The organism is Thermanaeromonas toyohensis ToBE (genome assembly GCF_900176005.1).
Lineage (GTDB): Bacteria > Bacillota > DSM-521 > Neomoorellales > Neomoorellaceae > Thermanaeromonas > Thermanaeromonas toyohensis.
The window spans coordinates 3227378-3252962 of the sequence record NZ_LT838272.1 but is presented as its reverse complement, the minus strand read 5'-3'; the positions used below and the strand labels follow the sequence as shown (position 1 = coordinate 3252962).

General features: G+C 49.5%; 30 protein-coding genes. 26 read left to right on the top strand and 4 right to left on the bottom strand.

Going from position 1 to position 25585, the window contains the following annotated elements:
- Position 1: 1 nt before the first annotated feature.
- The gene (locus B9A14_RS16405; protein ID WP_084666884.1) at positions 2-535 is read right to left on the bottom strand and encodes a hypothetical protein; all 534 of its coding nucleotides are present in this window, start codon (positions 533-535) and stop codon (positions 2-4) included.
- 237 nt (positions 536-772) lie between these two features.
- Here B9A14_RS16405 and B9A14_RS16400 point away from each other — a divergent pair, with 237 nt between their 5' ends.
- The 7 genes from B9A14_RS16400 to phoU all read left to right on the top strand — a co-directional run bounded on the left by B9A14_RS16400 (position 773) and on the right by phoU (position 8529).
- On the top strand, positions 773-1291 hold the full coding sequence (locus tag B9A14_RS16400) for a transcription repressor NadR (RefSeq protein ID WP_084666883.1): 519 nt from the start codon (positions 773-775) through the stop codon (positions 1289-1291).
- 76 nt (positions 1292-1367) lie between these two features.
- Positions 1368-2270, top strand: coding sequence for a quinolinate synthase NadA (gene nadA, locus B9A14_RS16395; protein WP_084666882.1), 903 nt, complete (start codon positions 1368-1370; stop codon positions 2268-2270).
- A gap of 3 nt (positions 2271-2273) precedes the next feature.
- On the top strand, positions 2274-3881 hold the full coding sequence (gene nadB / locus B9A14_RS16390) for an L-aspartate oxidase (protein ID WP_084666881.1): 1608 nt from the start codon (positions 2274-2276) through the stop codon (positions 3879-3881).
- 84 nt (positions 3882-3965) lie between these two features.
- Entirely contained in the window at positions 3966-4805 is an 840-nt protein-coding gene (gene nadC, locus B9A14_RS16385) for a carboxylating nicotinate-nucleotide diphosphorylase (protein WP_084666880.1), read from the top strand.
- A gap of 186 nt (positions 4806-4991) precedes the next feature.
- Positions 4992-6746: a formate--tetrahydrofolate ligase gene (locus B9A14_RS16380; RefSeq protein WP_084666879.1), complete on the top strand. Its 1755-nt coding sequence runs from the start codon at positions 4992-4994 to the stop codon at positions 6744-6746.
- A 222-nt stretch (positions 6747-6968) separates the two neighbouring features.
- On the top strand, positions 6969-7727 hold the full coding sequence (gene pstB, locus B9A14_RS16375) for a phosphate ABC transporter ATP-binding protein PstB (protein ID WP_084666878.1): 759 nt from the start codon (positions 6969-6971) through the stop codon (positions 7725-7727).
- A gap of 91 nt (positions 7728-7818) precedes the next feature.
- Positions 7819-8529 (top strand): phosphate signaling complex protein PhoU, encoded by a 711-nt coding sequence (phoU, locus tag B9A14_RS16370; protein ID WP_277995829.1) that lies wholly within the window; start codon positions 7819-7821, stop codon positions 8527-8529.
- 40 nt (positions 8530-8569) lie between these two features.
- On the opposite strand, the gene B9A14_RS16365 is transcribed toward phoU, so the two are convergent.
- Positions 8570-9775, bottom strand: a complete 1206-nt coding sequence (locus tag B9A14_RS16365; RefSeq protein WP_340631050.1) for an MFS transporter — start codon at positions 9773-9775, stop codon at positions 8570-8572.
- Between the two features lie 89 nt (positions 9776-9864).
- Between B9A14_RS16365 and B9A14_RS16360 the strand changes: the two genes are divergently transcribed.
- The 19 genes from B9A14_RS16360 to dnaB all read left to right on the top strand — a co-directional run bounded on the left by B9A14_RS16360 (position 9865) and on the right by dnaB (position 24067).
- Positions 9865-10140: a YqhV family protein gene (locus B9A14_RS16360; protein ID WP_084666876.1), complete on the top strand. Its 276-nt coding sequence runs from the start codon at positions 9865-9867 to the stop codon at positions 10138-10140.
- A gap of 88 nt (positions 10141-10228) precedes the next feature.
- On the top strand, positions 10229-11044 hold the full coding sequence (gene comA / locus B9A14_RS16355; protein ID WP_487251166.1) for a phosphosulfolactate synthase: 816 nt from the start codon (positions 10229-10231) through the stop codon (positions 11042-11044).
- Positions 11045-11151: 107 nt separating this feature from the next.
- On the top strand, positions 11152-11883 hold the full coding sequence (locus tag B9A14_RS16350) for a 2-phosphosulfolactate phosphatase (RefSeq protein ID WP_172839194.1): 732 nt from the start codon (positions 11152-11154) through the stop codon (positions 11881-11883).
- A gap of 130 nt (positions 11884-12013) precedes the next feature.
- Positions 12014-12469 (top strand): DUF441 domain-containing protein, encoded by a 456-nt coding sequence (locus B9A14_RS16345; protein ID WP_084666874.1) that lies wholly within the window; start codon positions 12014-12016, stop codon positions 12467-12469.
- A 513-nt stretch (positions 12470-12982) separates the two neighbouring features.
- On the top strand, positions 12983-13693 hold the full coding sequence (locus tag B9A14_RS16340) for a CvpA family protein (RefSeq protein WP_084666873.1): 711 nt from the start codon (positions 12983-12985) through the stop codon (positions 13691-13693).
- Positions 13694-13784: 91 nt separating this feature from the next.
- Complete coding sequence (locus B9A14_RS16335; RefSeq protein WP_084666872.1) at positions 13785-15200, top strand: aminopeptidase; 1416 nt, start codon at positions 13785-13787, stop codon at positions 15198-15200.
- A 73-nt stretch (positions 15201-15273) separates the two neighbouring features.
- Positions 15274-15873, top strand: coding sequence for a sulfurtransferase-like selenium metabolism protein YedF (yedF, locus tag B9A14_RS16330; RefSeq protein ID WP_231967844.1), 600 nt, complete (start codon positions 15274-15276; stop codon positions 15871-15873).
- Between the two features lie 20 nt (positions 15874-15893).
- Entirely contained in the window at positions 15894-16748 is an 855-nt protein-coding gene (locus tag B9A14_RS16325) for a HEAT repeat domain-containing protein (protein ID WP_084666871.1), read from the top strand.
- Positions 16749-16801: 53 nt separating this feature from the next.
- Positions 16802-16996 (top strand): DUF951 domain-containing protein, encoded by a 195-nt coding sequence (locus tag B9A14_RS16320; protein WP_084666870.1) that lies wholly within the window; start codon positions 16802-16804, stop codon positions 16994-16996.
- Positions 16997-17183: 187 nt separating this feature from the next.
- Positions 17184-17411 (top strand): DUF1659 domain-containing protein, encoded by a 228-nt coding sequence (locus tag B9A14_RS16315; RefSeq protein ID WP_084666869.1) that lies wholly within the window; start codon positions 17184-17186, stop codon positions 17409-17411.
- Between the two features lie 58 nt (positions 17412-17469).
- The gene (locus B9A14_RS16310; protein ID WP_084666868.1) at positions 17470-17691 is read left to right on the top strand and encodes a DUF2922 domain-containing protein; all 222 of its coding nucleotides are present in this window, start codon (positions 17470-17472) and stop codon (positions 17689-17691) included.
- Positions 17692-17896: 205 nt separating this feature from the next.
- Complete coding sequence (locus tag B9A14_RS16305; protein WP_084666867.1) at positions 17897-18037, top strand: YvrJ family protein; 141 nt, start codon at positions 17897-17899, stop codon at positions 18035-18037.
- Positions 18038-18163: 126 nt separating this feature from the next.
- Entirely contained in the window at positions 18164-18460 is a 297-nt protein-coding gene (gene rpsF / locus B9A14_RS16300; RefSeq protein ID WP_084666866.1) for a 30S ribosomal protein S6, read from the top strand.
- 55 nt (positions 18461-18515) lie between these two features.
- On the top strand, positions 18516-18938 hold the full coding sequence (locus B9A14_RS16295) for a single-stranded DNA-binding protein (RefSeq protein WP_084666865.1): 423 nt from the start codon (positions 18516-18518) through the stop codon (positions 18936-18938).
- A gap of 28 nt (positions 18939-18966) precedes the next feature.
- Entirely contained in the window at positions 18967-19194 is a 228-nt protein-coding gene (gene rpsR, locus B9A14_RS16290) for a 30S ribosomal protein S18 (RefSeq protein WP_084666864.1), read from the top strand.
- A gap of 138 nt (positions 19195-19332) precedes the next feature.
- Positions 19333-20307 carry a YybS family protein gene (locus B9A14_RS16285; RefSeq protein WP_084666863.1) on the top strand — a complete coding sequence of 325 codons (975 nt, stop codon included), beginning with the start codon at positions 19333-19335 and terminating at the stop codon, positions 20305-20307.
- 32 nt (positions 20308-20339) lie between these two features.
- On the top strand, positions 20340-20792 hold the full coding sequence (gene rplI / locus B9A14_RS16280) for a 50S ribosomal protein L9 (protein ID WP_084666862.1): 453 nt from the start codon (positions 20340-20342) through the stop codon (positions 20790-20792).
- A 4-nt stretch (positions 20793-20796) separates the two neighbouring features.
- Positions 20797-22692: a Lon family ATP-dependent protease gene (gene lonC, locus B9A14_RS16275; protein ID WP_084666861.1), complete on the top strand. Its 1896-nt coding sequence runs from the start codon at positions 20797-20799 to the stop codon at positions 22690-22692.
- A gap of 40 nt (positions 22693-22732) precedes the next feature.
- Complete coding sequence (gene dnaB / locus B9A14_RS16270) at positions 22733-24067, top strand: replicative DNA helicase (RefSeq protein ID WP_084666860.1); 1335 nt, start codon at positions 22733-22735, stop codon at positions 24065-24067.
- Positions 24068-24287: 220 nt separating this feature from the next.
- Here the strand turns inward: dnaB and B9A14_RS16265 are convergent, their stop codons facing one another.
- Together B9A14_RS16265 and B9A14_RS16260 are read right to left on the bottom strand one after the other, a co-directional pair.
- On the bottom strand, positions 24288-24746 hold the full coding sequence (locus B9A14_RS16265; RefSeq protein WP_084666859.1) for a hypothetical protein: 459 nt from the start codon (positions 24744-24746) through the stop codon (positions 24288-24290).
- Positions 24736-25479, bottom strand: a complete 744-nt coding sequence (locus B9A14_RS16260) for an NAD(P)/FAD-dependent oxidoreductase (protein WP_084666858.1) — start codon at positions 25477-25479, stop codon at positions 24736-24738. The genes B9A14_RS16265 and B9A14_RS16260 overlap by 11 nt, the downstream gene beginning before the upstream one ends.
- Between the last annotated feature and the right edge of the window lie 106 nt (positions 25480-25585).

Genomic DNA, 25585 nt, shown 5'->3' with positions numbered 1-25585 from the left:
ATCACGGGGCCATTTTACTAGCCGCCTCTTTCAAACCCCATAATACCTCCTTGAAGGCATCTAGCAAAGCCAGGTATACAGTAGAAGAGCGGGGAAGGCAGATACCTTTAATGAGCCTTTCTTCATGCTCAGTAGCAAAATGGCGCATTTTCTCCTCGAACTCTGAGGCTTTTCCTAAGATGTATTGGCGGAGGACAGAGTTGCGGGTAAGCAGAAGATCCTGGAAATGGCCCAACAACTCCTCAGTTCCTTCGAAAAGCTCACGTACCTCAGCCACTGCTTTGTCGCTAAAGAGAAGGCCTTCCCGGATCTTATTCTGTACAGCTATGGATAGTTGGCTTATACTTAAGGCTAAAGAGGGAGGAGCCAAGGCGGAAGGGATGTTTCCTTGGGCCCATTTTTGTAGCTTTTTAGTTAGGATTTCTAATTCAGGGAGATATTTGGGGTTATGCTTTAGGAAAGCTGTATATACTAACTTTAATCCTTCTCGTAGAGCTTCCACATAATTTTCGGGCATCCAGGCCTGGTACTGCATAGGGTTGCCTCCCTTCTCGGTTGGTAATTATAATTATAGTATGAATTATTGTTAATGCCAAAACTGAAGGAGGTGTAAAGAAGAGAGAAAGAAAACATAGTAGCTTGCTAGGTTGGATGGGATTATATTTTATATTATTTCTTTGAGATTTTCCCTTAGGATTTTCCTTTGGGAATTTTACGCCGATCCCGTGGTCGGAAAACCAGGACGAAAAGGACCTTTGGGGAGGACTATAAAGTGAAGGCGCTTGAAAGGCGAGAAAGGATACTGGAAATCCTAAAGGTTGGTGAACCTATCACAGGGGCGGAACTGGCTCGGCGTTTGGGAGTAAGTAGGCAGGTCATAGTGCAGGATGTAGCTATTTTAAGGGCTGGCGGAACCGACATCTTGGCCACACCCCAGGGATATGTTTTGGCCCCTAGGGAAGAAGGATACCGACGGACCTTTGCCTGCCGGCATGATATGGAGGGTATGGAACAGGAGCTTTTAATAATAGTGGATAACGGCGGGCGGGTTCTGGATGTGGTGGTAGAACACCCGGTGTACGGGGAGCTACGTGGCTTTTTGATGCTATCCTCGCGGAGGGAGGTATACGAGTTTTTAGAGAATCTTCAAAGGAGCGGAGCTAAGCCCCTTTATACCTTGACAGAACACGGTGTCCATCTCCATACGGTGACAGCAGCGAAGGAAGAGGCCCTGGAGGCTATTGAAGGGGCTTTGGCCAGGGCTGGTATTCTTTTGATTGACGCCAGGTAGGAGCCGCTTTATAATTGGCTTAAAGGTGACAAGACAGCTGTTATGTCTAATGCTTATCTATTAGGGGGGGAAGGCTATGCAGGAACTGGTTAAGGAGATAGAGGAGCTTAAAAAAGAACGGCAGGCCGTGATCCTGGCTCATAATTACCAGCAAGATGTGGTGCAGGATATCGCCGACCTGGTAGGGGATTCTTTGGAGCTAAGCCGCTATGCGGCTAAGACTGAAGCTAAAGTGATAGTCCTGGCCGGTGTGCGCTTTATGGCTGAAAGCGCCAGTATCTTAGCTCCGGATAAAACGGTCCTTTTGCCGGATATTTTTGCTGGTTGTCCTCTGGCGGAAAGTATCGATGTTCAGGAACTTAAGCGGGAGAAGGAGAAGTACCCCGATGCTGCGGTAGTATGCTATGTAAATTCTTCGGCCGAGGTTAAGGCGGAGAGCGATATTTGTTGTACTTCCAGCAATGCAGTTAAAGTTGTGCAATCCCTTCCCCATCGCCGTATCCTTTTTGTACCCGATCGCAACCTAGCTAGTTATGTAGCCCGTTTCACGGATAAAGAAATCATCCCCTGGCCGGGGCTTTGTGTTACCCATTATAGGGTTACCTTAGAGGAGCTAGAAGAGGCACGGGCTGCCCATCCCCAGGCCAAAATATTAGTACATCCCGAATGTCGTCCGGAGGTTACGGAAGCCGCTGATTTTGTGGGGAGTACCAGCGCCATTTTAAAGTATGCCCGGGAAAGTGACGCCCAGGAATTTATCATCGGTACAGAGATGGGCATCCTCCATCGCCTGGAGCAGGAGAACCCCGGGAAAAAATTTTACCTCCTCTCTCCTGGCCTCATCTGCCCTAATATGAAGCTCACTACGCTAAGTAAAATAGCCCAGTGCCTTAAAGAAATGCGACCGGTAATCAAAGTTCCAGAAGATATCCGAGTTCGGGCTTACCAGGCTTTAGAACGTATGTTGGAAGTGGCTTAAGTTATGAGGGAAGTGCCTTCCTACCTGGTTAACTTTGACTTGAAGCGGCTCCCCCAGGAGCAAACTGATATCTTGATTGTGGGGAGCGGTATCGCCGGGCTGTTTACGGCTTTGAAGGTGGCTTGCCGGTACCGGGTGGTGGTGATAACTAAAGAGGATCCCTCAGAGTGCTCCACCGACCTCGCCCAAGGCGGTATTGCGGCAGCTCTAGATGAGGGAGATTCGGCCGAACTTCATGCTCAGGATACGCTAACCGCTGGTGCCGGTTTAAGTGATCCTCAGGCCGTCCGGGTCTTGGCTACTGAGGGACCCAGGCGGGTACAAGAGCTTATAGAGTGGGGTATCCCCTTTGACCGTGAAGGCGGGCGCCTTGCCCTGGGCAAGGAGGGGGCCCACAGCCACCGGCGCATACTTCATGCTGGTGGTGATGCCACAGGGGCAGTAATATGGCAAGGCCTGGCTGCCCGGGCGGCCATGGAGAAAAATATCTATTTACTTCCCCGAACCATGGCGCTGGATCTCCTAGTGGCTGATGGCCGTTGTTATGGGGCGCTAGTCCTGGACCGGAGCGGAAGAATTAAGGCTATTTTGGCCAAGGCTACAGTGTTAGCTAGCGGAGGGGCTGGTCGCCTTTACCCGGTGACTACCAATCCAGCTGTGGCGACGGGTGATGGGGTGGCCATGGCTTTCCGGGCTGGGGCGGAAGTAATGGATCTGGAATTTTATCAATTCCATCCCACCGTCCTGGTTCACCCAGGGGCTTCCGGGTTCCTGATTACCGAGGCGATACGGGGGGAAGGAGGCATTTTAAGGAATAAGGCCGGGGAAAGATTTATGCCCCGTTACCATCCCCTGGCCGAACTTGCTCCGCGGGATGTAGTGGCCAGGGCTATAGCCCAGGAAATGGCCCGTACGGGTACAAATTGTGTTTTCCTCGATGTTACCCATCTAGATCCGGAAATGCTCGAAAAGCGTTTTCCCACTGTAGTCTCTACCTGCCGTAAGCTAGGCTTGGAAGTACACCATTATTGGATCCCCGTAGCGCCGGCCGCTCATTATTGGATGGGTGGGGTACGTACAGATCTTTATGGCCGGACTAACCTGGAAAGGCTTTACGCTGGTGGTGAGGTGGCCTGTACCGGTGTACATGGAGCCAACCGCCTAGCCAGCAACTCTTTGCTGGAAGCTTTAGTGTTTGGAGGCCGGATAGCTGCCGATCTCCTAGAAAGAAATTGGAAGACCGGGAGTTATCCCCCTTTATCCCATGGCTTATTAGGGGAGGGTGCCCCTTACGAGGAAAGGGAATTGTTCTTTATACAGGGGATAATGGAACGCTGGGTGGGATTGGTGCGCCAGGGGCAGGGTCTTAAGGAAGCCGCTGCTCAATTAGATTCCTTATGGTCCTTATTTAAGAAAGAGGTTAGAAGCCGGCGGGAAGCTGAAGTGCGGAATTTATTGCTTCTTTCTCGCTTAGTAGTAGAAGCTGCAGCCTGGCGCCGGGAAAGCCGGGGGGCCCATTACCGGGTGGATTTTCCCGAGCCTAATCCTCTTTACCGTAAGCACCTAATTTTGGCCCGGGGGAAGGAAGCCCGGGAGTGTCCCGTGTCTTAAAGTTAAAAATTAAAAACGCCTTCGCCTCCCCAAGTATCCTTTGCAAAACGTACTAATCCTTGGATGGGGGGTTGGTAGTTCTATATGCTTAACTTACTTGCGGTAACGGAAATAGTTCGCCGGGCCTTGGAAGAAGACCTAGGAGTAGGGGATATAACCAGTCTGGCCCTCTTTACCTCTGCTGACAAGGGCTATGGAACGATACTAGCTAAACAAGAAGGTATCATCGCCGGACTCCCGGTGGCTGAGCTTACCTTTAAGCTTTGTCCCCCTGGTTGTACTTTTATTCCGCTTGTACCGGAAGGTACGCGTGTACAAGCTGGACAAGAGGTGGCCCGGGTGGAGGGGCCTTTGCTGGCTATCCTGGGTGGTGAACGGGTAGCCTTAAACTTCCTCCAACGCATGTCTGGCATCGCTACCCTCACTTCTCTATATGTAGAAAAGGTTAAACCCTATAAGGCCCGGATATGCGATACTCGTAAAACTGTGCCCGGTCTTAGGCTTCTAGATAAATATGCCGTACGTATAGGAGGCGGTATCAACCACCGGTGGAATCTAGGGGATGCCGTACTCCTTAAAGATAATCACATAAAGGCGGCCGGGAGTATTCTTAAGGCCATAAGGCGGGTGCGGGAGGTCATACCCCTTACTACGAAAGTGGAAGTAGAGGTAGAGACCCTAGAACAGGTGGCTGAGGCTTTAGAGGGCGGAGCCGATCTTATTTTGCTTGATAACATGGAGGTGGCGGAAATGCGGGAAGCAGTAAAGCTGGCTCAAGGATACGCCCTGGTGGAAGCTTCCGGGGGCATTACTTTGGATAGGGTAGCGGAGGTGGCCGCCACAGGAGTCGATTTTATTTCTGTGGGTGCCTTAACCCATAGCGTTTCTGCCCTAGATTTAAGTTTGGAGCTTTTACAAGTTTAATGTGGTTGGGGAGGGCATATTTTTTAGGTTTACTTTTTGGATTTACTAAGTTTAATTTTTTATCCTCATAAAAGTTTTATATCAAAGTTTTATAGAAGGAACTGTCCCTTTCTTGGCGAAATAATTTTTAGGAGAATAACCGGCCAGATGGCTAGACCATTTCTTGCAAGGGAGGTTGATAATTCGATGCCCTGGGATCCTACTCAAATGCCTGACTGGCAGATTTCTTTAGAAGCAGAAAAAAACATGCCTAAGCCCGAGGAGGTACCGGACAGGCTTGGACTAGAGAAGGATGAGGTAATCCCTTACGGTAGGCTTTGCCGGTTGGATTACATGAAGATTCTACAAAGGCTTAAGGACAGGCCTGACGGCAAGTACATCGAAGTTACGGCGGTCACCCCCACCCCCTTAGGGGAAGGCAAGACAACTACCACTTTAGGGCTCATAGAGGGCCTGGCTAAAAGGGGTAAAAACGCGGGCGGTTGTATCCGCCAGCCTTCTAGTGCACCTACTTTTAACATCAAGGGCACTGCTGCTGGTGGAGGCAATGCCTTACTCATACCTATGACGGAGTTTTCTTTAGGCTTGACTGGTGATATTAACAACATCACCAATGCCCATAATCTCATGATGGTAGCCTTAACGGCCCGTATGCAACACGAGACTAACTATACCGATGAAGAATTGGCCAAGCGAGGTTTAAGACGGCTTAACATTCACCCTAAGAAGATAGAGCAGCGCTGGGTGATGGATCTGGGCGCTCAAGCCTTAAGGAACATTGTCATCGGCTTGGGCAATGAAATGGACGGCGTTACTATGCAGTCCGGTTTTATGGTGAGCGTGGCCTCGGAACTTATGGCCATCTTGGCTATGGTCCGGGACCTTAAGGATCTACGGGAAAGCCTGGGCCGTATAATTGTAGCTTATGACCGGCAAGGTAACCCTATCACCACCGAAGACTTGGAAGTAGCTGGCGCCATGTGCGCCATTATGCGGGAGTCCATTAATCCCACCTTATGCTGGACGGCCGAGTACCAGCCCGTAATGGTCCATGCCGGTCCCTTTGCCAATATAGCTGTCGGTCAATCTTCTATTATAGGTGACCGTATAGGCCTTAAGCTTTTCGAGTACCATTGTACGGAGAGTGGTTTTGGAGCAGACATAGGCTTTGAAAAATTTGTAAACGTCAAATGCCGGCACAGTGGACTTAAACCCAATGTCTCGGTTATTGTAGCTACGGTCCGTAGCCTTAAAATGCACGGTGGCGGGCCTGCTGTGGTACCTGGACGGCCCCTGGATGAAGCCTATACCAAGGAAAATCTCCCCCTGTTAGAAAAAGGTATCGAGAATCTTCTCCATCATATCGGTATAGTTAAGAAATCGGGGGTCAAGCCGGTAGTATGTATTAATGCCTTCCCGACCGATACCGAAGAAGAGCACAGGCTTGTACGGCGGTACGTTGAGCAGGCTGGGGCGCGGTGCGCCATCAGCAATCATTGGAGGTATGGCGGCGATGGGGCCCTGGAACTAGCCGATGCTGTTATCGATGCCTGTCGGGAAGAGGTAGATTTCAAATTCTTCTACCCCTTAGAGATGCCTTTCATGCAGAGGGTAGAGGTCATAGCCCGCGAAGTATATGGTGCAGACGGCGTGCAATGGCTACCAGCTGCCGAAGCCAAGGCCAAGGTTCTCCAGGAAAAGTATCCAGACTTCTACACTATGATGGCCAAGACACACTTAAGCTTAAGCCACGATCCCAACCTTAAAGGTGTACCTAAGGGTTGGACCTTGCCTATACGGGATGTTCTGGTCTTTGCCGGTGCCAAGTTCCTCGTTCCCCTTTGCGGCGAGATCCGGTTAGTACCTGGTACCTCTTCGGATCCCGCCTTCCGGAGGATCGACGTGGACGTGGAAACCGGTGTGGTCAAGGGATTATTCTAACCCGGGTTATTATCCTAAATTCGAAAGAACTTAGAGGAGTTACAGCGCGGTGGCAGGTTAAATATAGCCCTGCCACCGCTTTTTCATCCAGCCCATTACCATACTTTATGCCTAGCTTGCCATCCCCATCAACTTTAACTTAAGCTTAACAAACTACTAATCCACCCTTAATAGGAGTACCTTATAATTACAAGGGAAACTAGCAGTAAGGTAGAGGGTTTCATGGCTAAAGCTAAAATAACAGTCAGAAATTTAAATTTTTACTACGGGAGTACCTGGGCGCTCAAGGATGTAAACTTAACTATCCAGGAAAATTCAGTCACCGCCCTCATAGGACCTTCTGGGTGCGGGAAATCCACCTTCCTCCGGGTCTTAAACCGGCTAAACGATCTTATCGAAAACACGCGCCTCTCTGGAGAAGTACTTTTGGATGGCCATAATATTTATGCCCCTGGTACTGATGTTATAGCCCTCCGAAAGCGGGTAGGTATGGTCTTCCAGAAACCCAACCCCTTCCCCATGTCCATTTATGATAATGTGGCCTATGGCCCCCGCGTGCACGGTATAACCAAGAAAAGGCAGTTAGATGAAATTGTAGAAAAGAGCTTAAAAGCTGCCGCCCTGTGGGACGAAGTAGCAGATCGCTTGAAGGCTTCCGCCTTAAGCCTCTCCGGAGGACAGCAGCAGCGCCTCTGTATCGCCCGCTGCTTGGCTGTAGAGCCAGAAGTGATCCTTATGGATGAGCCCTCTTCTGCCCTAGATCCCATCTCCACCTTAAAAATAGAAGAGTTGGTTTTGTCCCTCAAAGGAAGATATACCATTGTGATTGTCACCCATAATATGCAGCAAGCAGCCCGGGTGTCGGATACCACTGCTTTTTTCTTAAACGGCGAGATGGTAGAGTGCGATGATACAGCCATCATTTTTACCCGGCCGCGGGACAAGCGTACCGAGGATTACATCACGGGCCGTTTTGGTTAGGCGAGGAGCACAAAGCAAGAGATACAATATCAAAGTATACAATATTCATAAAAGAACAGCAGGTGACAGAATAAAGGAGGTGGAATATAATATGCATAATACCGCAGAAACCCTAGAGGGAGATGGGATCATGGCGGGTAGCATTCGTCAGAGCTTCCACCAATCCTTAGAAAGCCTTCAGCAGGAGATATTACGCATGGGGAGTATCGTGGAGCAGGTGATAGCCAAAGCGGTGGAAAGCCTGGCTAAGCTGGATTCCAAAATAGCCAATGAAGTCATCGAGGGAGATACTATTGTGGATGAGCTGGAGCTTCAGATCGAGGACCAGTGCCTTAAGCTTATCGCTACTCAACAGCCCATGGCTAAGGATCTACGAAAGATCGCTGCTGGCTTTAAGATCATTACTGATCTAGAAAGAATAGCCGATTATTCAGTAGACATCGCCCGGACGGCCAATAGAATCATAGCCACGGGCCAGCCCCTTATTAAACCTTTGATAGATATACCTCGTATGGCGGAGCTGGCCCAGAATATGGTCAAGCAGGCCCTGGATGCCTATGTCCACGGTGATGTAAAATTAGCCTATGCCGTGGCCGAAAGCGATGATCAGGTTGACCATCTGCACAACCAAATCTTCCGCGAATTATTAGTCTTTATGATGGAGGATCCGCGCACCATCACCCAGGCCACTTATCTCCTGTTCGTAAGCAGATACCTAGAGCGCATTGCTGATCATGCCACCAACATTGCCGAAGAAGCTATTTATCTGGAAACTGGGGAAAGAAAGGAGCTAAATGATTGAGTTAAGGCTAAGAATAAAGAGGTTTAGGCTTAAGCTAAATTTAAGGCTGGGTGAGGAGGTCGGGCGGTAGCATTTCCCGGACATGGACCAGGAAAGCGGTAAGCAGAGCTATAACGAAAGTTAGAGCTGCCGCCAGAACCCAAAGAAAGAGGCCCCCCCTGGCTGCAAGACCAAAAACAGGGGGACCTAGGGCTACTCCTAAAAACCGCATAGAACCATAAAGGCAGGTGATACCTCCACGCTGGGAGGCGGAAGCAGCACTGGTGATAAGGGTGTTCACCGCAGGAAGGACACTTCCCGTACCCACACCTAAAAAGATGAGCACTATCAAAAAAAGATATAAAGGTAGTTTAAAAGCCATAAGGAGAAGGGCGCCCGTTACCACACTTAAACCGGTTACCAGGGTTATCTTTAATATTTGGGCATTCTTTTTTTGTAAGTAACTACCGCAGAGATAGGAAGTCAAGGCCATGGAACCTACGGGAAGGGCGAGGAGCAACCCTATTTGAAGCCCTTCCCAGCCCTTTGCCTCCAGATTATCAGCTACAAGGCTTAAAATACCAAACAAAAGAAAAAGTACAGTCATACCAGCAAGAAAGCAAGCTAGCAAGCCAGCCCCTTTCTCCTTAAATATTTGCTTAAGACTTCCGAAATAGCTCTCTATAGTGCGGTGCTGGCCTATGCCCTGCTTGGGTTCGCGTACTATCAACCATATGGCTAGCCCTATAGGAATGGCTAAGAAACCGTAAGCGAAGAAAGGCGCAAACCAAGCTATTAATCCTAGGAGCGCCCCAGCGATAGGGCTTATAACTTTACCCAGCCCATTGGAAGCTTCCAGCAATCCTAAGGCTTTGGCCCGTTCGTTGCTCTGGAATATATCGCCTACCAGGGCCATGGCTAGCTGATAAGTTCCTCCGGCGCCTATACCCTGAAGGATGCGGCTACCTAGGATAAGGTAATAAGGTCGCGCCGTTAGGAGGGCTGCCGTTCCAGCCAGGAGCCCCCCAGTACCGTAAAGGATAAGAGCGGGGGCCATAATTATTTTGCGGCCGAAGCGGTCGGATAGAAAGCCAGCGAAAGGGATGGTGATCCCGGCTGGAAGGGAAAAGGCGGTAATGAAAAGGCTTACTTGGAAGAGGCTTACAGACATAACTTCCTTCATCTTAGGTAGCAGGGGAACGAGCATAGAATTTCCCAGCACCATAATAAAGGGAACAGTGCACAGGAGGGCAAAGGGAAGCCGCATGGAAGATTGCAAAGCTGTATCACCCCTTTTTTAAGTCCTGCTTCTATTTTGTCCCGACCCGGCATACAAGATTTACGGGAGGGACTACCATGTTTTTCTTTTTTCTCGATAAATACGTGTTGGGCATGGCAGGCTTACGCTTTTTTTCTAGCCTGGTAGAAATGACGGCTGCCTATCTTATGCTTAAGTTTAACCGGGTAGATACAGCTTTAAAAATAAATGCTGTTTTAGCCCTTGTAGGCCCTACTATAATGATAGTTGTTACAGCCCTAGGCTTGTGGGGTTTGGCGGGGAAGATAGCACCAGGTAAATTTTTTATTATTTTGGCTGGGGTGGGCCTTATTTTTTACGGGTTACACCGTTAGATTGTCTCCTCGGGGAAGCCTATAGAATAAAGTAAACAGGAAGTTAAGTTTTAGAACTTTGCTTCACGAGGAGGCGAAAGTAGAAGTGATAGAGAAGGATTTGCCTTGCGGTGGCTGGCACGGCATTTTAGAGTTTCCTTTACCAGGCCGCCAGCAAAAACCCCGGGATCAGGGATTAACCATGGTCATTGATAAAGGGCTAGGTTTGGCTCAACTGCATGACCTTTTAAAGGTGGCCGCACCCTATATTGATTTTTTAAAGCTTGGTTTCGGCACCTCCCTATTTTACCCGGCAGAGTTGTTACGGGAGAAGATCCGCTTGGTACGCTCCTTCGGTATAGATATTTTCCCTGGGGGTACTTTCTTGGAAGTAGCTTGCTGGCAAGGGAAGCTAGAACTTTACTTGCAGACGGCTAAAGAATTGGGCTATACTTTTATTGAAGTTTCTGATGGGACTATACCTTTAAGCCAAGAAATGAGAACTTATGCTATTCGCCGGGCACGAGAACTGGGCTTAGGGGTTTTAAGCGAGGTGGGCAAAAAGGATCCTCGGGATAGCCTGGAGAATACAGTTATCCTGGCCCAGATCCGGCGGGATTTAGAGGATGGAGCCTATAAGGTTATTGTAGAAGGCCGGGAATCAGGCCAGGGGGTAGTTATCTTTGATAGCCGCGGGGCCCTTAAGGAGGAGGAACTGGAATTTTTGGCTGGCAGAATAGAACGGCTGGAGGACATAATTTGGGAAGCACCTCAAAAGCACCAACAACAGGAGCTTATCTTGCGTTTTGGTCCCAATGTAAACTTAGGTAATGTACAACCCCAGGATGTTTTGGCTCTGGAGGCCTTACGGGTAGGCTTACGTGGCGATACTTTAAGGGCTACTTTAAAATCTGCAATTTCTTAGTATGTGAGGAGGAATCAGGGCCGGGGCGGAGAATATCTTCGCTCAGGCCCTAAACTATTACAAAGTACCATTCTAGTTTACAGGAGCCGAGGTTGGAGGGGTTAGGGTTGGAAATAGATGTATTTCCCACCATTACGAGCGCTACTGATGAAGGCTTAAACGGAAAAGTTGTCCTCGTAGTGGATACCTTAAGGGCTACCACCACCATCGCTGCCGCCCTGGATGCGGGTTGCCTGGAGATTATACCCGTTATTACCCCTGAAGAGGCCATCGAAATGAGGGAACGGTTAGGGGATGAACGGGTTCTTTTAGGTGGCGAGCGAGGGGCGGTAAAAATCCCGGGCTTTGATCTGGGAAATTCTCCCCTGGAGTATACGCCAGAAATAGTACAGGGGAAGAGGATCATCATGACTACTACCAACGGTACCCGGGCCATCCGGAAGGCGACCCCAGCTCGCCTGGTGCTTCTGGCTGCCTTGATAAATGCTCCAGCAGTTGCGGAAGCGGTGGTCGGGATGGGTGGAGGGGATATAACAATTCTATGCGCGGGAACCCGGGATCGCTTTTCCTTGGAGGATTTTTTGACAGCAGGTCTACTTGTAAGCGAGCTAGAAAAGAAGGGGAATTACATATTGAGGGATGGCGCCCTAGCTGCTAGGGAGTTTTATCGTACTGTCAGGACGGACATCCTTAAGGTACTGAAGCAGAGCCTGCACGGAGCTCAACTCCTGGAATTGGGTTTTGGGCCCGATTTAGAATACAGCTCCCAAGTAGGCATTTTAAAGGTAGTTCCTGTCTATAATGGCGGCCTAGTAAAAAAATATTCGGCGGGGGATTAACTCTAAAAAGTCCTCTTACCTTGGGAAGTATATTTCGGATACCTCTTCTGGTGGCAGCCCGGCGGGGACTATTTGGGAGGGGAAGGGGCATATAATTGCCTAGGAAGCCTGGCCGCAAGGGGATTTCCTTATGAACACTTCCACCCTCCTCCTGCTCCTCATTATGCTTTTAGGTATTTTGGGGCGCTCTAACATTATTGCGGCAGCAGCGGCTGCCCTCTTACTTTTGGAGTTTGCTAGTCTAGAGCGTTTTTTCCCTTTACTAGAGCGCCGGGCGCTAGAGGTGGGGCTTATCTTTTTAGTTGTTTCGGTTCTCATCCCCTTCACCTATGGACGGGTGGCGCCGGTGGAGATTCTGCGTTCCTTTACCAGTACCACCGGTCTTATAGCCATCTTAAGTGGGCTTTTGGCTACCTTGCTTAATTATCAGGGATTAGAGCTCCTTAAGCGGTACCCCCATATGATGGTCGGTATGATCATCGGGTCTATCATTGGTGTGGCCTTTTTTGGGGGGATACCAGTAGGCCCCCTTATGGCGGGGGGTATAGCTGCTTTATTAGTCTATTTGGTAGAATACCTGCGTTAAAGGGAGACCTTCAAAGGTAAGGAACCGGACTTTTTAGCCGTATGGCTATATGCTCTCCCTAGCCTATGTAAGCAATTACTGGACTCTTAAGGGTCAAGGAGGGGTATAGCTTCTTTTACACAAGGGGATATTTTAGTTGGAAAGGCACCTTAGTTTGGGAAGGCGCCTAGGACGGCTCTAAGGAGGTGGGTACCCTGTATAATCGTATTGATTCCCCGGAATGGCCGGGGGAAACACCGCAACCAGCTACTACCCCCCATCCCCGGACCGCGCCGCCGGAGATCCCCGAACAGGTGGAAGAACCAAGAAAATCCCCGGAGCGGGGATTTTCTTGTTATAATTACTCCTAGGACTCTCTAAGAAAGGGGAAAGTTTGGAATGGCCCGTGGGAAGATAACCTTGCCTGGAGCTTAAAGGAATCTAAAGATAGGCCGGGAGATCGTTAGGGCCTTGGAGGAGTATTGCTAAAGAGGTGCGGGAAGGTCTTTTCCCTGGGGAGGAGCATTCTTACCGGTGAATTATGCAGATCTCTTTCTTATCTTAAGCTTAGGTTGGGCAGGTTTTCAAGGATACCGCCGCGGCTTTGCTAAGCTCGCAACTGGACTGGTGGGGTACCTGGTAGGTGTTTTTATATCCTTAAACCTAGCGGGGCCCCTCATCCGCTGGGCCGATGATAGCTGGAAAATTTCTGGTAAAATGGCCAGTTGGCTGGCCCCTTACTTGCCTTTGCCGCGCTTTATCCTCGACCAAGAATTGAGCGTACCAGTTATAAAACAGGTGGATGCTTGGCTTTCCGGTTGGCCCTTGCCGCCTTCTTTTAAGGCCGGCCTATGGGAAGCCATTCAACAGAATGGGGGTAGACCAGTTACTTTGGGAGAAGCTTTAGCTCGCCAGTTGGCTTTAGGGCTGCTTAAGGTATTGGCCATGGTTGTGCTTTTTTATATTTCCCTTTGGATTCTAAGGCGCTTGAGCCTTTGGCTAACTCATAGCTGGGGATGGGCACCTTGGGGCCTGTCTTGCCGGTTGCTAGGACTAGCCTTAGGTTTAGCGAGTCAGGCCATATATCTTTCCTTGGTTTTAGGTATCCTAGAATTAGGGATAGAGAAAGGATGGTTTCTGAAGTTTCCGTTCCTTTTGCCCGTAGCCCGGGAACTATCGGCTTCCCGCCTTACTCCCCCTCTTCTTGATCTTTTTTCCTGGCTAAGGGGATTAGTCAACATCTAAGGAAGGTGCGAGATTATAGGTGAGACTTTGAGAGAATTTAATATGGGGAGCCCAGAAAAGTTAAAATTTAACTTTTAAGGAGGGAAAAGATATGACAGAAGATGCCAAGAAACTAAAGGCAGAGCTTGGCCTCCCCGAAAAGAGCGCCTGGGAGAGATTAGCGCCAGGAGAAGTGGAGGCTGTATTTAACTTTTGTGAGGGATATAAAAGCTTTTTAACCCAAGCTAAGACAGAAAGGGAAGCTGTACGGTTGGCTTTAAGTTTAGCAAGGGAAAAGGGATTTGTAGCTCTAAATAGCCTTTCCCCTGGTCAGGGGCTTGCGCCAGGAACTAAATTTTTCTGGGAATGGAGGCAAAAGGTTTTGGTGTTGGGTGTGGCCGGGGAGGCTCCTTTAGACCGGGGTTTACGCCTGGTGGGTGCCCATATTGATTCTCCCCGCCTGGATTTAAAACCGCTGCCTTTGTACGAGAGTGGGGGGTTAGCCCTTCTTAAAACCCATTATTATGGTGGCATCAAAAAATATCAATGGATGGCCCTTCCTTTAGCCTTGCACGGGGTAGCCATTTTAAGGGATGGTACCCGGCGGGAAATTGTGATCGGGGAAGACCCGTCCGATCCCATATTTAGCATAAGCGATCTGCTCCCCCATCTGGCCAAAGAGCAAATGAAGAAAAACATGGAAGAAGCCGTAACTGGAGACGACCTGAACCTGGTGGTGGGCAACATCCCTTACCCCGGCGAGGATATAAAAGAGAAAGTTCGTCTAAATATCCTAAAGATCCTCCACGAACGCTTTGGCCTGGTAGAGGAGGATTTTATCGTAGCTGAACTAGAGCTAGTGCCAGCTGGACCGGCCCGCGACCTAGGGTTGGACCGCAGCATGGTGGGCGGGTATGGTCAGGATGACCGCGTATGCGCTTACACTGCCCTTCAGGCCCTGCTGGAGATAGAGCATCCCCAGCATACTGCCATTGTATTATGGGTAGACAAAGAAGAGATCGGGAGTACCGGTAATACTGGGGCCCAGTCTCGCCTCTTGGAGCAGGTGGTTACGGAGCTGGCTGCTCGGGCTGGCCAGGTTGATATTTTGACTGTGGGACGCATTATGGCTTCCTCTAAAGCCCTCTCTGCTGATGTGACGGCAGGTTTGGATCCTACTTATGAGGGGGTTTTTGATAAGCATAATGCTTCCCTGTTGGGTCGCGGAGTAGTGCTCAATAAATATACCGGCTACCGGGGCAAATATGAGGCTAACGACGCTAGCGCCGAGTTTATGGCTGAATTGCGGGCCATATTCCATAACGCTGGTGTGATCTGGCAGAGCGGTGAATTAGGCAAAGTAGATCAAGGTGGCGGTGGCACCATCGCTAAATATTTAGCCTATTTCGGACCCGAGGTGGCCGATTGTGGCCCACCCCTCCTTTCTATGCACGCTCCCTTAGAGATAGCCAGCAAAGTGGATATTTTCATGGCCTACCGGGCTTATGGAGCCTTCTTGCGGAGCTAAAGCCCTAGATTTTGCTTTAAAGAGGAGGTAAAAAGGCCTACGTGTCGAAGTATTAAAGCGGATTCTAGTTCCCATGAAAGGCGGGATGGATTTGGAAACTACTGTGGATGCCCGTGGACTCGCTTGCCCGCAGCCAGTAATTAATACGAAGAAGGCCCTCGAGGCTTTAAAGGATGGCGGGGAAGTGGTTACTATAGTAGATAATGAAGTAGCGCGGGATAATGTAGTAAAGCTGGCCCGAAGTTTAGACTGCGCTGTGGAGGTAGAACAAAGGGGCACCGACTACTACATCCATATCCGCAAGGAAGGGGTACCCGCCACCCAGCTTAGCCTTCACCCGGGCCAGGTCATCTTAATCACCGCCGACTCCTTAGGACGGGGGTCGCAAGAACTGGGCGAATTGTTAATGCGCAACTTTCTCCAAACTTTAGCCGAGGGCGAAGTCATCCCCCGGCGCCTTTTGTTCATCAATAGCGGGGTAAAGCTTTGTTGTGAAGGTTCACCGGCCCTGGCCAGCCTTCTTAGCCTGGAACAGCGGGGGGTAGAGATACTATCCTGTGGTACCTGCCTTGATTACTATCAGCTTAAAGAGAAGCTTTGCGTAGGTAGCATAACTAATATGTACACTATCATGGAACATCTGCTAGCTGCCGAGAAGGTCATAACCCTTTAAGAAGGAGAAAGGGATAATCTTTGCTCGGCTGGTGGGTTAAGAAGGATATTGACCCAGAAAGATTAAAGAGAGAGCTCTCCCAGGCCCGGCGACTATCACCTAAGTTGAAGCGGCTTCTGCGACGCTTGAAGCCGGAGAAGGCAGCAGAACTTATTTTGGCCTGCTGGCCTAGCCTTTGTTCCTCGCTCCAAGCAAACCTTAAAGTATGGTTTAAGGAAGAAGGTCTGGTGGAGGAGTGGCTAGGTCTATTAAAGGCAGGTTCTAGTGAGGCGAGGGCTTCAGTTTCTGAGCTCCTTGGTATCTTAGGCCAAAGCCGGGCGCTGGGGCTTTTGCTTTCCGCCCTGGCCGACCGGGACGAGGCCGTACAAATGGCTGCTGCCGCGGGTCTAGTCTACTTGCGCGACCCACGTTGTCTAGAGCCTTTGGCGCTAGCCTTGGCTGAACCTCAGGGGAAGATCCCTCCTGCCCGCGTGGCCCAGGTGTTGGTGGCCTTTGGAGAGGCGAGTATACCGTATCTTGCCTCTCTTTTAGAGAAAGTTCCTGCAGAGATTGTTGCCCGCATCTTAGAGATCCTGGGTTCCATTGGGGGACCCCAGGTTTTGCCCTATCTTACCTGGGGGCTTAAAAACCATAAGGCTGCTATTCGGGTGGCGGCGGCCCGAGCCCTGGGTGAGGCAGGCCTTGAGGAAGCGGGAGAGGAGCTTCTACGTGTTTTGACTGACGAAGACCCCAAGGTGCGGGCAGCTGCAGCCTATACTTTAGGCCGCTTAAAGTACTTAAGAGCCTTGCCCTATCTAAAAAGGGCTGTGGAAGACTCTTCTTGGCAGGTACGCACTTCGGCCAAGGTTGCCCTAAAAGCCTTAGAAGGTACCTAAGTAGCCTTAACAGGTAAAGCTGGATTGCTTTTTAGGAGAGAGGCGGGTTAATAATGGAGTTACATTTAGGCGATATTGTAGAATTGCGCAAGATGCACCCGTGCGGCAGTAATCGCTGGGAGATTTTGCGTACCGGTATGGATTTTAGGCTTAAGTGCTTAGGATGTGGCCGCCTTATCCTTATTCCGCGCTCTAAATTAGAGAAAAGCCTTAAAAAAGTTGTAGAACAGCCTGGCGGGCGAGGTTAAGGTTTATGCTCCTTTCCGTAGGGGATTATACTTTAGTTTAGTCTACGTATCCTCAGGATAATTTTATGGAATAAGATCTTAAAAAGGGAGATTTACTATCTCCCTTTTTTGTTTTTTCCAAGGGGCTTTTTTTGTTGGAAAAGGGTGGTGATTGCTAAACTTGGAAGGCAGAAGGAGGTGAGCGGTCATGGCAGTAGTAGTCACACCTGTAGAGTGCTCCTTACGCCTCACCCTACAGGTAGGTACGGGTGACGGCGGGGAGCCCATCTATCGGGCACGTACCTATAACCGGGTGAAACCAGGGGCTTCAGATCAAGATATTTTCGATGTAGCCCAGGCCTTAGCCCGGCTTCAGGTACACCCGGTAGCAACCATCACCAGGGTAAACGAAAACAACCTAAGTTCTGGCGCTTAAAAGAGGAGAAGAAAAGAACAGTACAGAAAAATAAGGGAAACTAAAGGAGGAGAACATAATGCTTTCTAAGCGGCTGGAGCTCATCTTCCAGAATGCATCCGGCCGGCGAATAACCTTGACGGTACAGGATCCCCGGGCTGACCTCACCTCAGGCGAGGTGCAGGCTACCATGGAATTTATCCTTAGCCGCAATATCTTCACCTCCAGCGGGGGAGACTTGGTAGCCATTGCGGGAGCTCGAGTGGTGAGCCGAGAGATCACGGATCTTATTACAGTCTAGAAAATTTTAGTCCTAGAACTTTAAACTTGATAGGGCTTTCCTTCTCGCAGGGGCCTGCTATAAGGGCTAAGGGATTTTTTATGGTTTAAAGAGGGAAATGGTTTAAGACGGAGGGTTTCTCTCCACGCTCCCCAGCAATAATTAGACAAGGGAGCGGAGGAGCCCTCCGCTTGTAGTTTAATTTCTACGGAAGGGGAGAACCGTTGTGGAAGACCTTTGGACTTATGTGGGGAATTATGGATTTCCCATGGTTATAGCCTTCTATCTTTTAATTCGCTTTGAAAAGAAGCTTGATACTTTAACTGCTGCCATCAATGAGTTGACCCGTACTTTAGAACGGGGCTAAAACTGGCTTGAAATTTTTTAGCCCTTGCTTAGGCTGGCCTGGTATGCTATAATACACCGGAAAATGCTTCCCTGCTCCACTATTTAAGGGTGGGGCCGCTTAGTCCATAGGGAGGAGGTGTAGAATGTGCGCAGCTATGAAGCCCTTTACATTATAAGGCCCGACCTGGAGGCTGAGCAGATTGAAGCAGTGGTAAACAAGTTTACCAATTTGGTAGAAAAGAACGGCGGCGAGATCATCCAGGTAGATAAATGGGGTAAGAAGCGGCTGGCCTATGAGGTGCGGAAATACCGGGAGGGCTATTATGTCCTTATGCAATTTAGGGGTACGCCAGCTATAGCTCAAGAACTAGAGCGTGTATTCAAAATCACCGATGAAGTTATCCGTTACCTTATTGCTCGCCTGGAGGAAAAAGCCAGCTAACGTTCTTTTTAGAATAAAAGGTATTTAAAAAGTTGGCCGAAGGTGGGGGAGGGCCATGTTAAACCGGGTGATCCTTATTGGTCGCTTGGTACGGGACCCGGAATTGCGCTATACGCCCAATGGGGTGGCAGTAGCTAATTTTACTTTAGCTGTAGACCGCCCCTACGTAAATCAGCAGGGTGAGCGAGAAACGGATTTTATCCGGATAAGCTTATGGCGTAGGCTGGCTGAAACCTGTGCTAGCCATCTTGGCAAAGGACGTCTGGTGGCTGTAGAGGGGCGCCTCCAGGTGCGTACTTATGAGACATCCGATGGCCAGAGGCGGCAGGTTACGGAAGTAGTAGCTGATGATGTCCGTTTCCTAGACTGGCCTAAAGATAGGGCAGCGAGCACAGGTGTAGAAGAAATAGGCGATTTCCCTGACTTAAGTGATCTAGGGACGGAGGTAGAGTTGGGAGAAGATGACCTCCCCTTTTAAAGTTAAGCTTAAAGGAGTGTGAGGGAACTTGGCACGCGACCGCAAGCGTGGCCGGAAACGTATCTGTAGCTTTTGCATGGATAAGATTGAGCAGGTGGATTATAAGGATGTGAATAGGCTGCGCAAATACATTACCGAACGGGGCAAGATAATACCTCGCCGGATTACTGGAAATTGTGCTCGGCATCAACGACAGCTTACTCGAGCCATAAAAAAGGCTCGGATCATGGCTTTGTTGCCCTTTACAGTGGAATAACGTCCCGGAAGATATTTGTTATAATGTGAAGGGATGAAGAACTAGAGTGGATGGAGGGGGCTATACTTTAAGCTGCTCCCTCTTTCCTTTATATCCCTGGCCATTATAATAAGCCTTAAAAGGGAGGATGTTTAATCTTTGGGCGAACGCAGTGCTCTGGCCCCTTTAGCTGAGGGGGCTTTAGTGGCTGCTTTAGCAGCAGTCCTGGCTTTATTAGGTATTTTGCTACCACCCTTACAGGTAGTGACTAACGTCCTATGGATGGTTCCTATAGTAGTGCTAGTGGTGCGCCAGGACCTGCGTACCGGGGTATTGGCTACTTTAGTAGCCGGTATTTTAGTGAGCATTTTCAGCGGATTGTTGACAGCCCTTTTTTTGCTCGTTCAGTTTGCCGGGTTGGGCCTGCTTTACGGCTACTTGTTTAAAAGGGAAGCTTCGCCAGGGCCCATGGTTATAGCGGGTAGCCTTATGGTCCTTTTTTCCCTGCTCCTTACCTTACTTCTTTCCTCCCAAATTTTAGGATGGTCTTCCCTTCAGTTTTTAAAGGACCTACAGTATATGCCCGAGCATATCTTAGATTTTTACCGGCGTTCCGGTTTACTCGAAAGGTTTTTGCAGCAGGGGAACACGCTGGAGGACCTGCGCCGTTCCTTAGAGGTTACTGTAACTTACCTTAGGCTCTTAATACCTGGTATGCTGGTTATGGTTTCCCTTCTTTTAGCCTTAATTAATTACTTGGTTGCTGAGGCTATACTGCGGCGGCTAAATTTAAGGACGAGAACCCTTCCTCCTTTTCGGTACTGGCAACTCCCCTGGTACGCTATATGGGGCTTCATTGCCGGTTTAGCCCTATGGCTAGCTGGAGACTACTGGCAGCTAACAACTTTAAAAATTGCGGGGATGAACATACTATATCTTTATTTTCCTTTACTGGCGGGAAATGGGCTGGCGGTGGTAGCCTTTTGGGTCCACCGTTTTCCCTGGGCAGGAGCTTTAAAATTTATGGTATTCCTTTTTCTTTTGCTTAACCTGCCCTTAGGCCTTTTACTACTTATGGGTTTGGGTTTAATGGATACCTTGCTAGGCTGGCGACGGCAGCCCACCGGCAGCTAATAATCTTAATTAAAGGGAGGGCTAAAACTTTCATGAAGGTTATTCTCCTAGAAGATGTTCCCAAGCTGGGTAAGCGCGGTAGCGTAGTGGAAGTGGCAGATGGCTATGCTAGAAATTATCTTTTGCCCCGAAAACTAGCGGTAACCGCTACCGAGGAGCGGCTTGAGGAACTGCACCGGGAGAAAGATAGGGAGGCCAAGAAAAAGCAAAAAGAGCTAGAAGAAGCTAGGAGGCTTGCGCGGATTTTAGAGGGTTCTACGATAACTGTAGTTGCCCGAGCGGGTGAAGGAGGAAAACTTTTTGGTTCAGTTACCAATAAAGAAATAGCCCAGGCAATAGAAAACACCTTTCATATTTCCATAGACCGACGTAAAATTGAACTAGAGGAGCCCCTTAAGTTGTTGGGCTCCTATCCCGTAATCTTGCGCCTGCATCCCGAAGTGCAGGCCAGGATAACGGTTGAGGTGGTTACAGAGAGGGGTTAAGGGAATGTCTAAGAAGGTTAAAGCTAGAACGCTTTTCCATGGAGAGTACGATTTCCTTTCCCGACAGGTCAGCGCCCTGTACGGGATTCTTTGTGATATTTTTGGAACAGATAAGGTGGTTTTAAAGGCGAGCAAGCTAGAAGCGCTAGAACTCCTGCAATCCGATAAGCTTCCGGAGCGGGTCCTGGCCCTCCAGAAGCTGGTCTATGAGGATCCTACTATAGATACAGTGCCACCCTTAGAAGCTATACCCGAGATCTTACAGGATATCCAGGAGGAACTGGCTGATTTTATTGCCCGGCGTTCGGTGGAGGACAATCTGGAACGCCGGGTAGCCGAAAAAATGCAGGAGCGGCATGAGGAGTACCTTCAGGAGATACGCCGCCAGATCCTTAAGGAAAATGGGGGACCGGAGAACCCTTATACGTTAAAAAAGCTAGCCACGTTAGAAAAAATGGAGCACGTGAAGCTAGCCCGTTCAGCCATGGAAGTCCTACGGCCCCAGAGCCTGGACCAAATCGTAGGCCAGGAGAAAGCTATCCAGGCTCTTCTGGCTAAGCTGGTTTCTCCTTATCCCCAACACATTTTAATATATGGACCACCAGGAGTAGGTAAGACCACAGCTGCTCGGCTGGCCCTGGAGGAGGCTAAAAAGATCAGTACTTCCCCCTTCAGACCAGACGCGCCTTTTGTAGAGGTGAATGGGGCCACTTTGCGCTGGGATCCGCGGGAGGTCACCAACCCTTTGTTGGGCTCGGTTCATGATCCCATTTACCAAGGAGCCCGTAGGGACCTAGCTGAAAGCGGGGTGCCTGAACCCAAGCTGGGCTTGGTTACGGAGGCCCACGGAGGGGTATTGTTTATCGACGAGATCGGGGAAATGGATCCCTTGCTTCTGAATAAGCTTCTTAAGGTGTTGGAGGATAAACGGGTTAAATTCGATTCCTCGTATTATGATCCTACGGATGAAAACGTCCCGCAGTATATAAAGAAGCTTTTTGAAGAAGGAGCCCCGGCAGATTTTATTCTTATAGGGGCCACTACCTGTGACCCGGAGGAACTTAACCCCGCTTTGCGTTCGCGCTGCGCCGAAGTCTTTTTTGAGCCCCTTACTCCTCTCCAGATCGAAACCATAGTCCGGCAAGCGGCAGAGAGATTAGGGGTAAAGCTTGAGCCGGCTGTTCCCTCACTTATCGCCGAATATACTTTAGAAGGCCGTAAGGCGGTGAACATCCTGGCCGATGCCTATGGGCTGGCCTTATACCAACAATACAAAAAGAAAGGACGCCGACGCAAGGTAATTACTGTGGATCACGTTTTAGAAGTGGTAAGAGCAGCGCGCTTGGCCCCTCTGGTTACTGCCCGGGCCCAGGAACAACCGGAGGTAGGCCGGGTCTTCGGCTTGGCTGTAGCAGGGTTTGTAGGCTCGATCTTAGAAGTAGAAGCTATTGCCTTTCCGGCCCGGGAACCTGGAAAGGGGAACCTTCGTTTCAACGAAACGGCAGGTAGCATGGCGCGGGATTCTGTTTTCAATGCTGTAGCTGTTTTTCGCCTCCTCACTGGGCAAGACCTTAGCGATTATGATGTGCATGTAAACGTGGTAGGCGGAGCCAATATAGACGGGCCTTCCGCAGGCCTGGCTATTCTTGCAGCTATTATAAGTGCTGTACAAAGACGCCCGGTGAAACAGGATGTGGCCGTGACCGGCGAGATTTCCATTCAAGGTAAAGTTAAACCTGTAGGCGGTATTGTGGAAAAAATTTATGGCGCCCGGCAAGCCGGGATGCGCTGCGTTATCCTTCCCCAAGCCAATGCAGCAGAAGTGCCCCAGGAATTGCCGGGTATAGAGGTTATACCTGTCGCTACCGTGGCCGAAGCCTTAGAACATTTATTGGAGTAATTTTTGCTGCTACCCCAAAAGTAAAAAGGGGTGAAGCTGATTGAAGGAACTTTTAGAGAGGCTGCCGCCCCATAGCCTGGAGGCTGAACAATCCGTTCTAGGGGCTATATTATTAGACCGGGATGCCTTTTTACAGGTCGCTGAAATCTTGCGGGTGGAAGATTTCTATCGTGAGGCCCACCGGCTCATCTACCGCGCTATTTTGGACCTGGAGGCCCGGGGGGAAGCTATAGATCTCCTTATGGTTACAGAAGAGCTGCGACGCCGGGGTGAGCTAGAGGCTGTAGGGGGAGCTTCTTACCTCACTACCTTGACTACAGTAGTTCCCAGTGTGGCCAATGCGGGTTATTATGCCCGTATTGTGGCCCAGAAGGCTGCCCTGCGCCAGCTCATCCAGGTTGCGCATAGGGTAGCGGAAAGGGCCTATGATGAGGATGGCGATGTGGCGGAAATAATAGATGAGGCGGAGAGGCTCATTTTACAAGTAGCAGGGGGCCGTTACCGGGAGGGTTTTGTGAGCATAAGGGAAGTTCTGGTAAACACTTTTCAGCAACTGGAGCGGGTAGCCACCCACAAGGGAGAAGTTACAGGCCTGCCTACTTTCCACGACTTAGACCGGCTTCTTTCTGGCCTCCAACCTTCAGACCTCATAATATGTGCTGCCCGGCCTGGTATGGGTAAAACTTCCTTTTGTTTAAATATAGCCCAAAATGTGGCCTTAAAAAGGAAAGTACCAGTGGCTATCTTCAGCCTCGAAATGTCCCGGGACCAAGTGGTTCAACGGATGCTGGCGGCCGAAGCCATGGTAGAACAACACCGGCTGCGCACAGGATTTCTTAAAGAAGATGATTGGGCCCGGCTAGTTAGTGCGGCTAGCCTCTTAGCTGAGGCTCCTATCTACATAGATGATACCCCAGCCATAACTGTCATGGAAGTAAGAGCTAAAGCTCGCCGGTTACAAGCTGAATGCGGTCTAGGGCTAGTGGTCATCGACTACCTCCAGCTTATGCAGGCCCACCGGCGTGTGGACAACCGCCAGCAGGAGATAGCCTTAATCTCACGCGCCCTCAAAGCCTTAGCTAGAGAGCTAAACGTACCTGTTTTGGTCCTCTCCCAGCTTAACCGAGGAGTAGAACAAAGGCAGGATAAGCGGCCGGTTATGGCTGACCTCCTGGAAAGCGGGGCTATTGAGGCTGATGCCGATGTAATTATTTTCCTTTACCGTCCCCAGTATTACGATCCCGATACCGATAAAAAAGGGATTGCTGAAGTAATAGTGGCTAAACATAGAAATGGGCCTGTCGGTACGGTGGAGATGGCCTTTTTGCCTGAGTTTACTAAATTCGTGGACTTAGCTCCTGAGCCGGCCAGTTAATTCTCTCTTACCTTCTTTTATCCTTATAATTTGTGCTTCCACAATAATTATCTCTATAAATAAAGTAAAAATAAAGTAAGCCCTTTTAGTTTGTAGACTCTTTTAGGCTTATAACTTACCCCTTAAGCCTCTACAAGCTCTAAGGGTTACTTCTTTCGCCCAAGTAGCCATCTCCCAGCAACCGGTTACCAGCCTGCCCCTGGAAAGTTAACTAACTTACTTATTTTAAGGTGGTAGGAGCCTTTTTCTTTTCCTGGTAAAGGTTTATTAGCTTTTGCCCTATCCCTGGGTATAACTTAGCTATTCTAACGAGGTAGGCGGTAATACTCCCGCTAAAATCTACATATTCACCTAAAAGGGCTCTTTCCAAGCACCGGCGGGCTATATTTATTACACAATCTTCCTCATGGTTATCCTGGCAGCTCTGGCATTGGAGGAGAACTTCGCTTATGGCCTCTAGGAGTTCATCCTCATAGTAAACCCGAAGATCGTTTTCTGGGATGAATTTGTGGCCTTGGGGCACACGGGTAGTATTTTTAGTCCGGGCATAATCTAAGACAGTTTGGGCAAAACCGATGAGGCAGGTAGCTTTTTCACAGGTACCGCACTCCTCGATTGTCTTACAGCATTTATCCACAGCCTGGCGTAAGATGGATGCATTTATATCCCTAGCCGACATTGTTTATCTTCTCCCCCATGGATACTTGAGCCAAGAAATTGAGGAAATCCCTTTCTTCTTCCTGGCGGAACTTCCTTAATAATTCCTCTGGAGGCTGGAAGGCTTCCCAGCCTACCCGGCTTATGGTATGGCATAACCTTTCCTTAGGCTGGGCCAAAGCGGTATACCGTTCCAATATGTAATCTAAGAGGGCAATAACTCCTTCGGAGTTTATACCTTCTGCTAGCAGGGCGGCATGTACAGGCTTCTTGCTCGCCCCGCGCCCCCCTAAATATACGTTATAACGGTCTTCCCCAGTAGCAACCACCCCATAGTCGGCACAGAAGGGTTCCGTACAACCCCGGTGGCAACCAGCCACGGAGATCTTAAAATCATTAGGCACTGGCCGGTTCATAAATCTATCTTGTAGTCTTCCTGCTAGTTCATACACATCCGCCAGTGACCGCTGGCATAATTCACTGCTTCCTGCACAGGCTTTTACATTGCGGACGATCTCCCCGAATACGCCTATCCGGAGCCCTAAAGCTTCTACTCCCGCTCTTAATGCCTCGAGCTTATCTTCTGGTAGGAGGAAAATTAAGGTCTGTCGGGTAGTGAGTTTACAGGCTTTACAATCTAGCTCCTGGGCCAACCGTGCAAGCCCGGAAAGCTGATTAGGGGTTAAAACACCGCATCTAGCTACTATTCCTACCCCTAATAACCCTGATTTTTGTACGAAGATAGCATCTCCCATCTCCATCCCCCTTTCGCTATTTCCAGGTCTACTTTAATGTTATTTCGCTAACGGAATCTGCAGTTCCTTCTTATTTCCAGCATCCAAACTATAGTTTTTTAGTCCT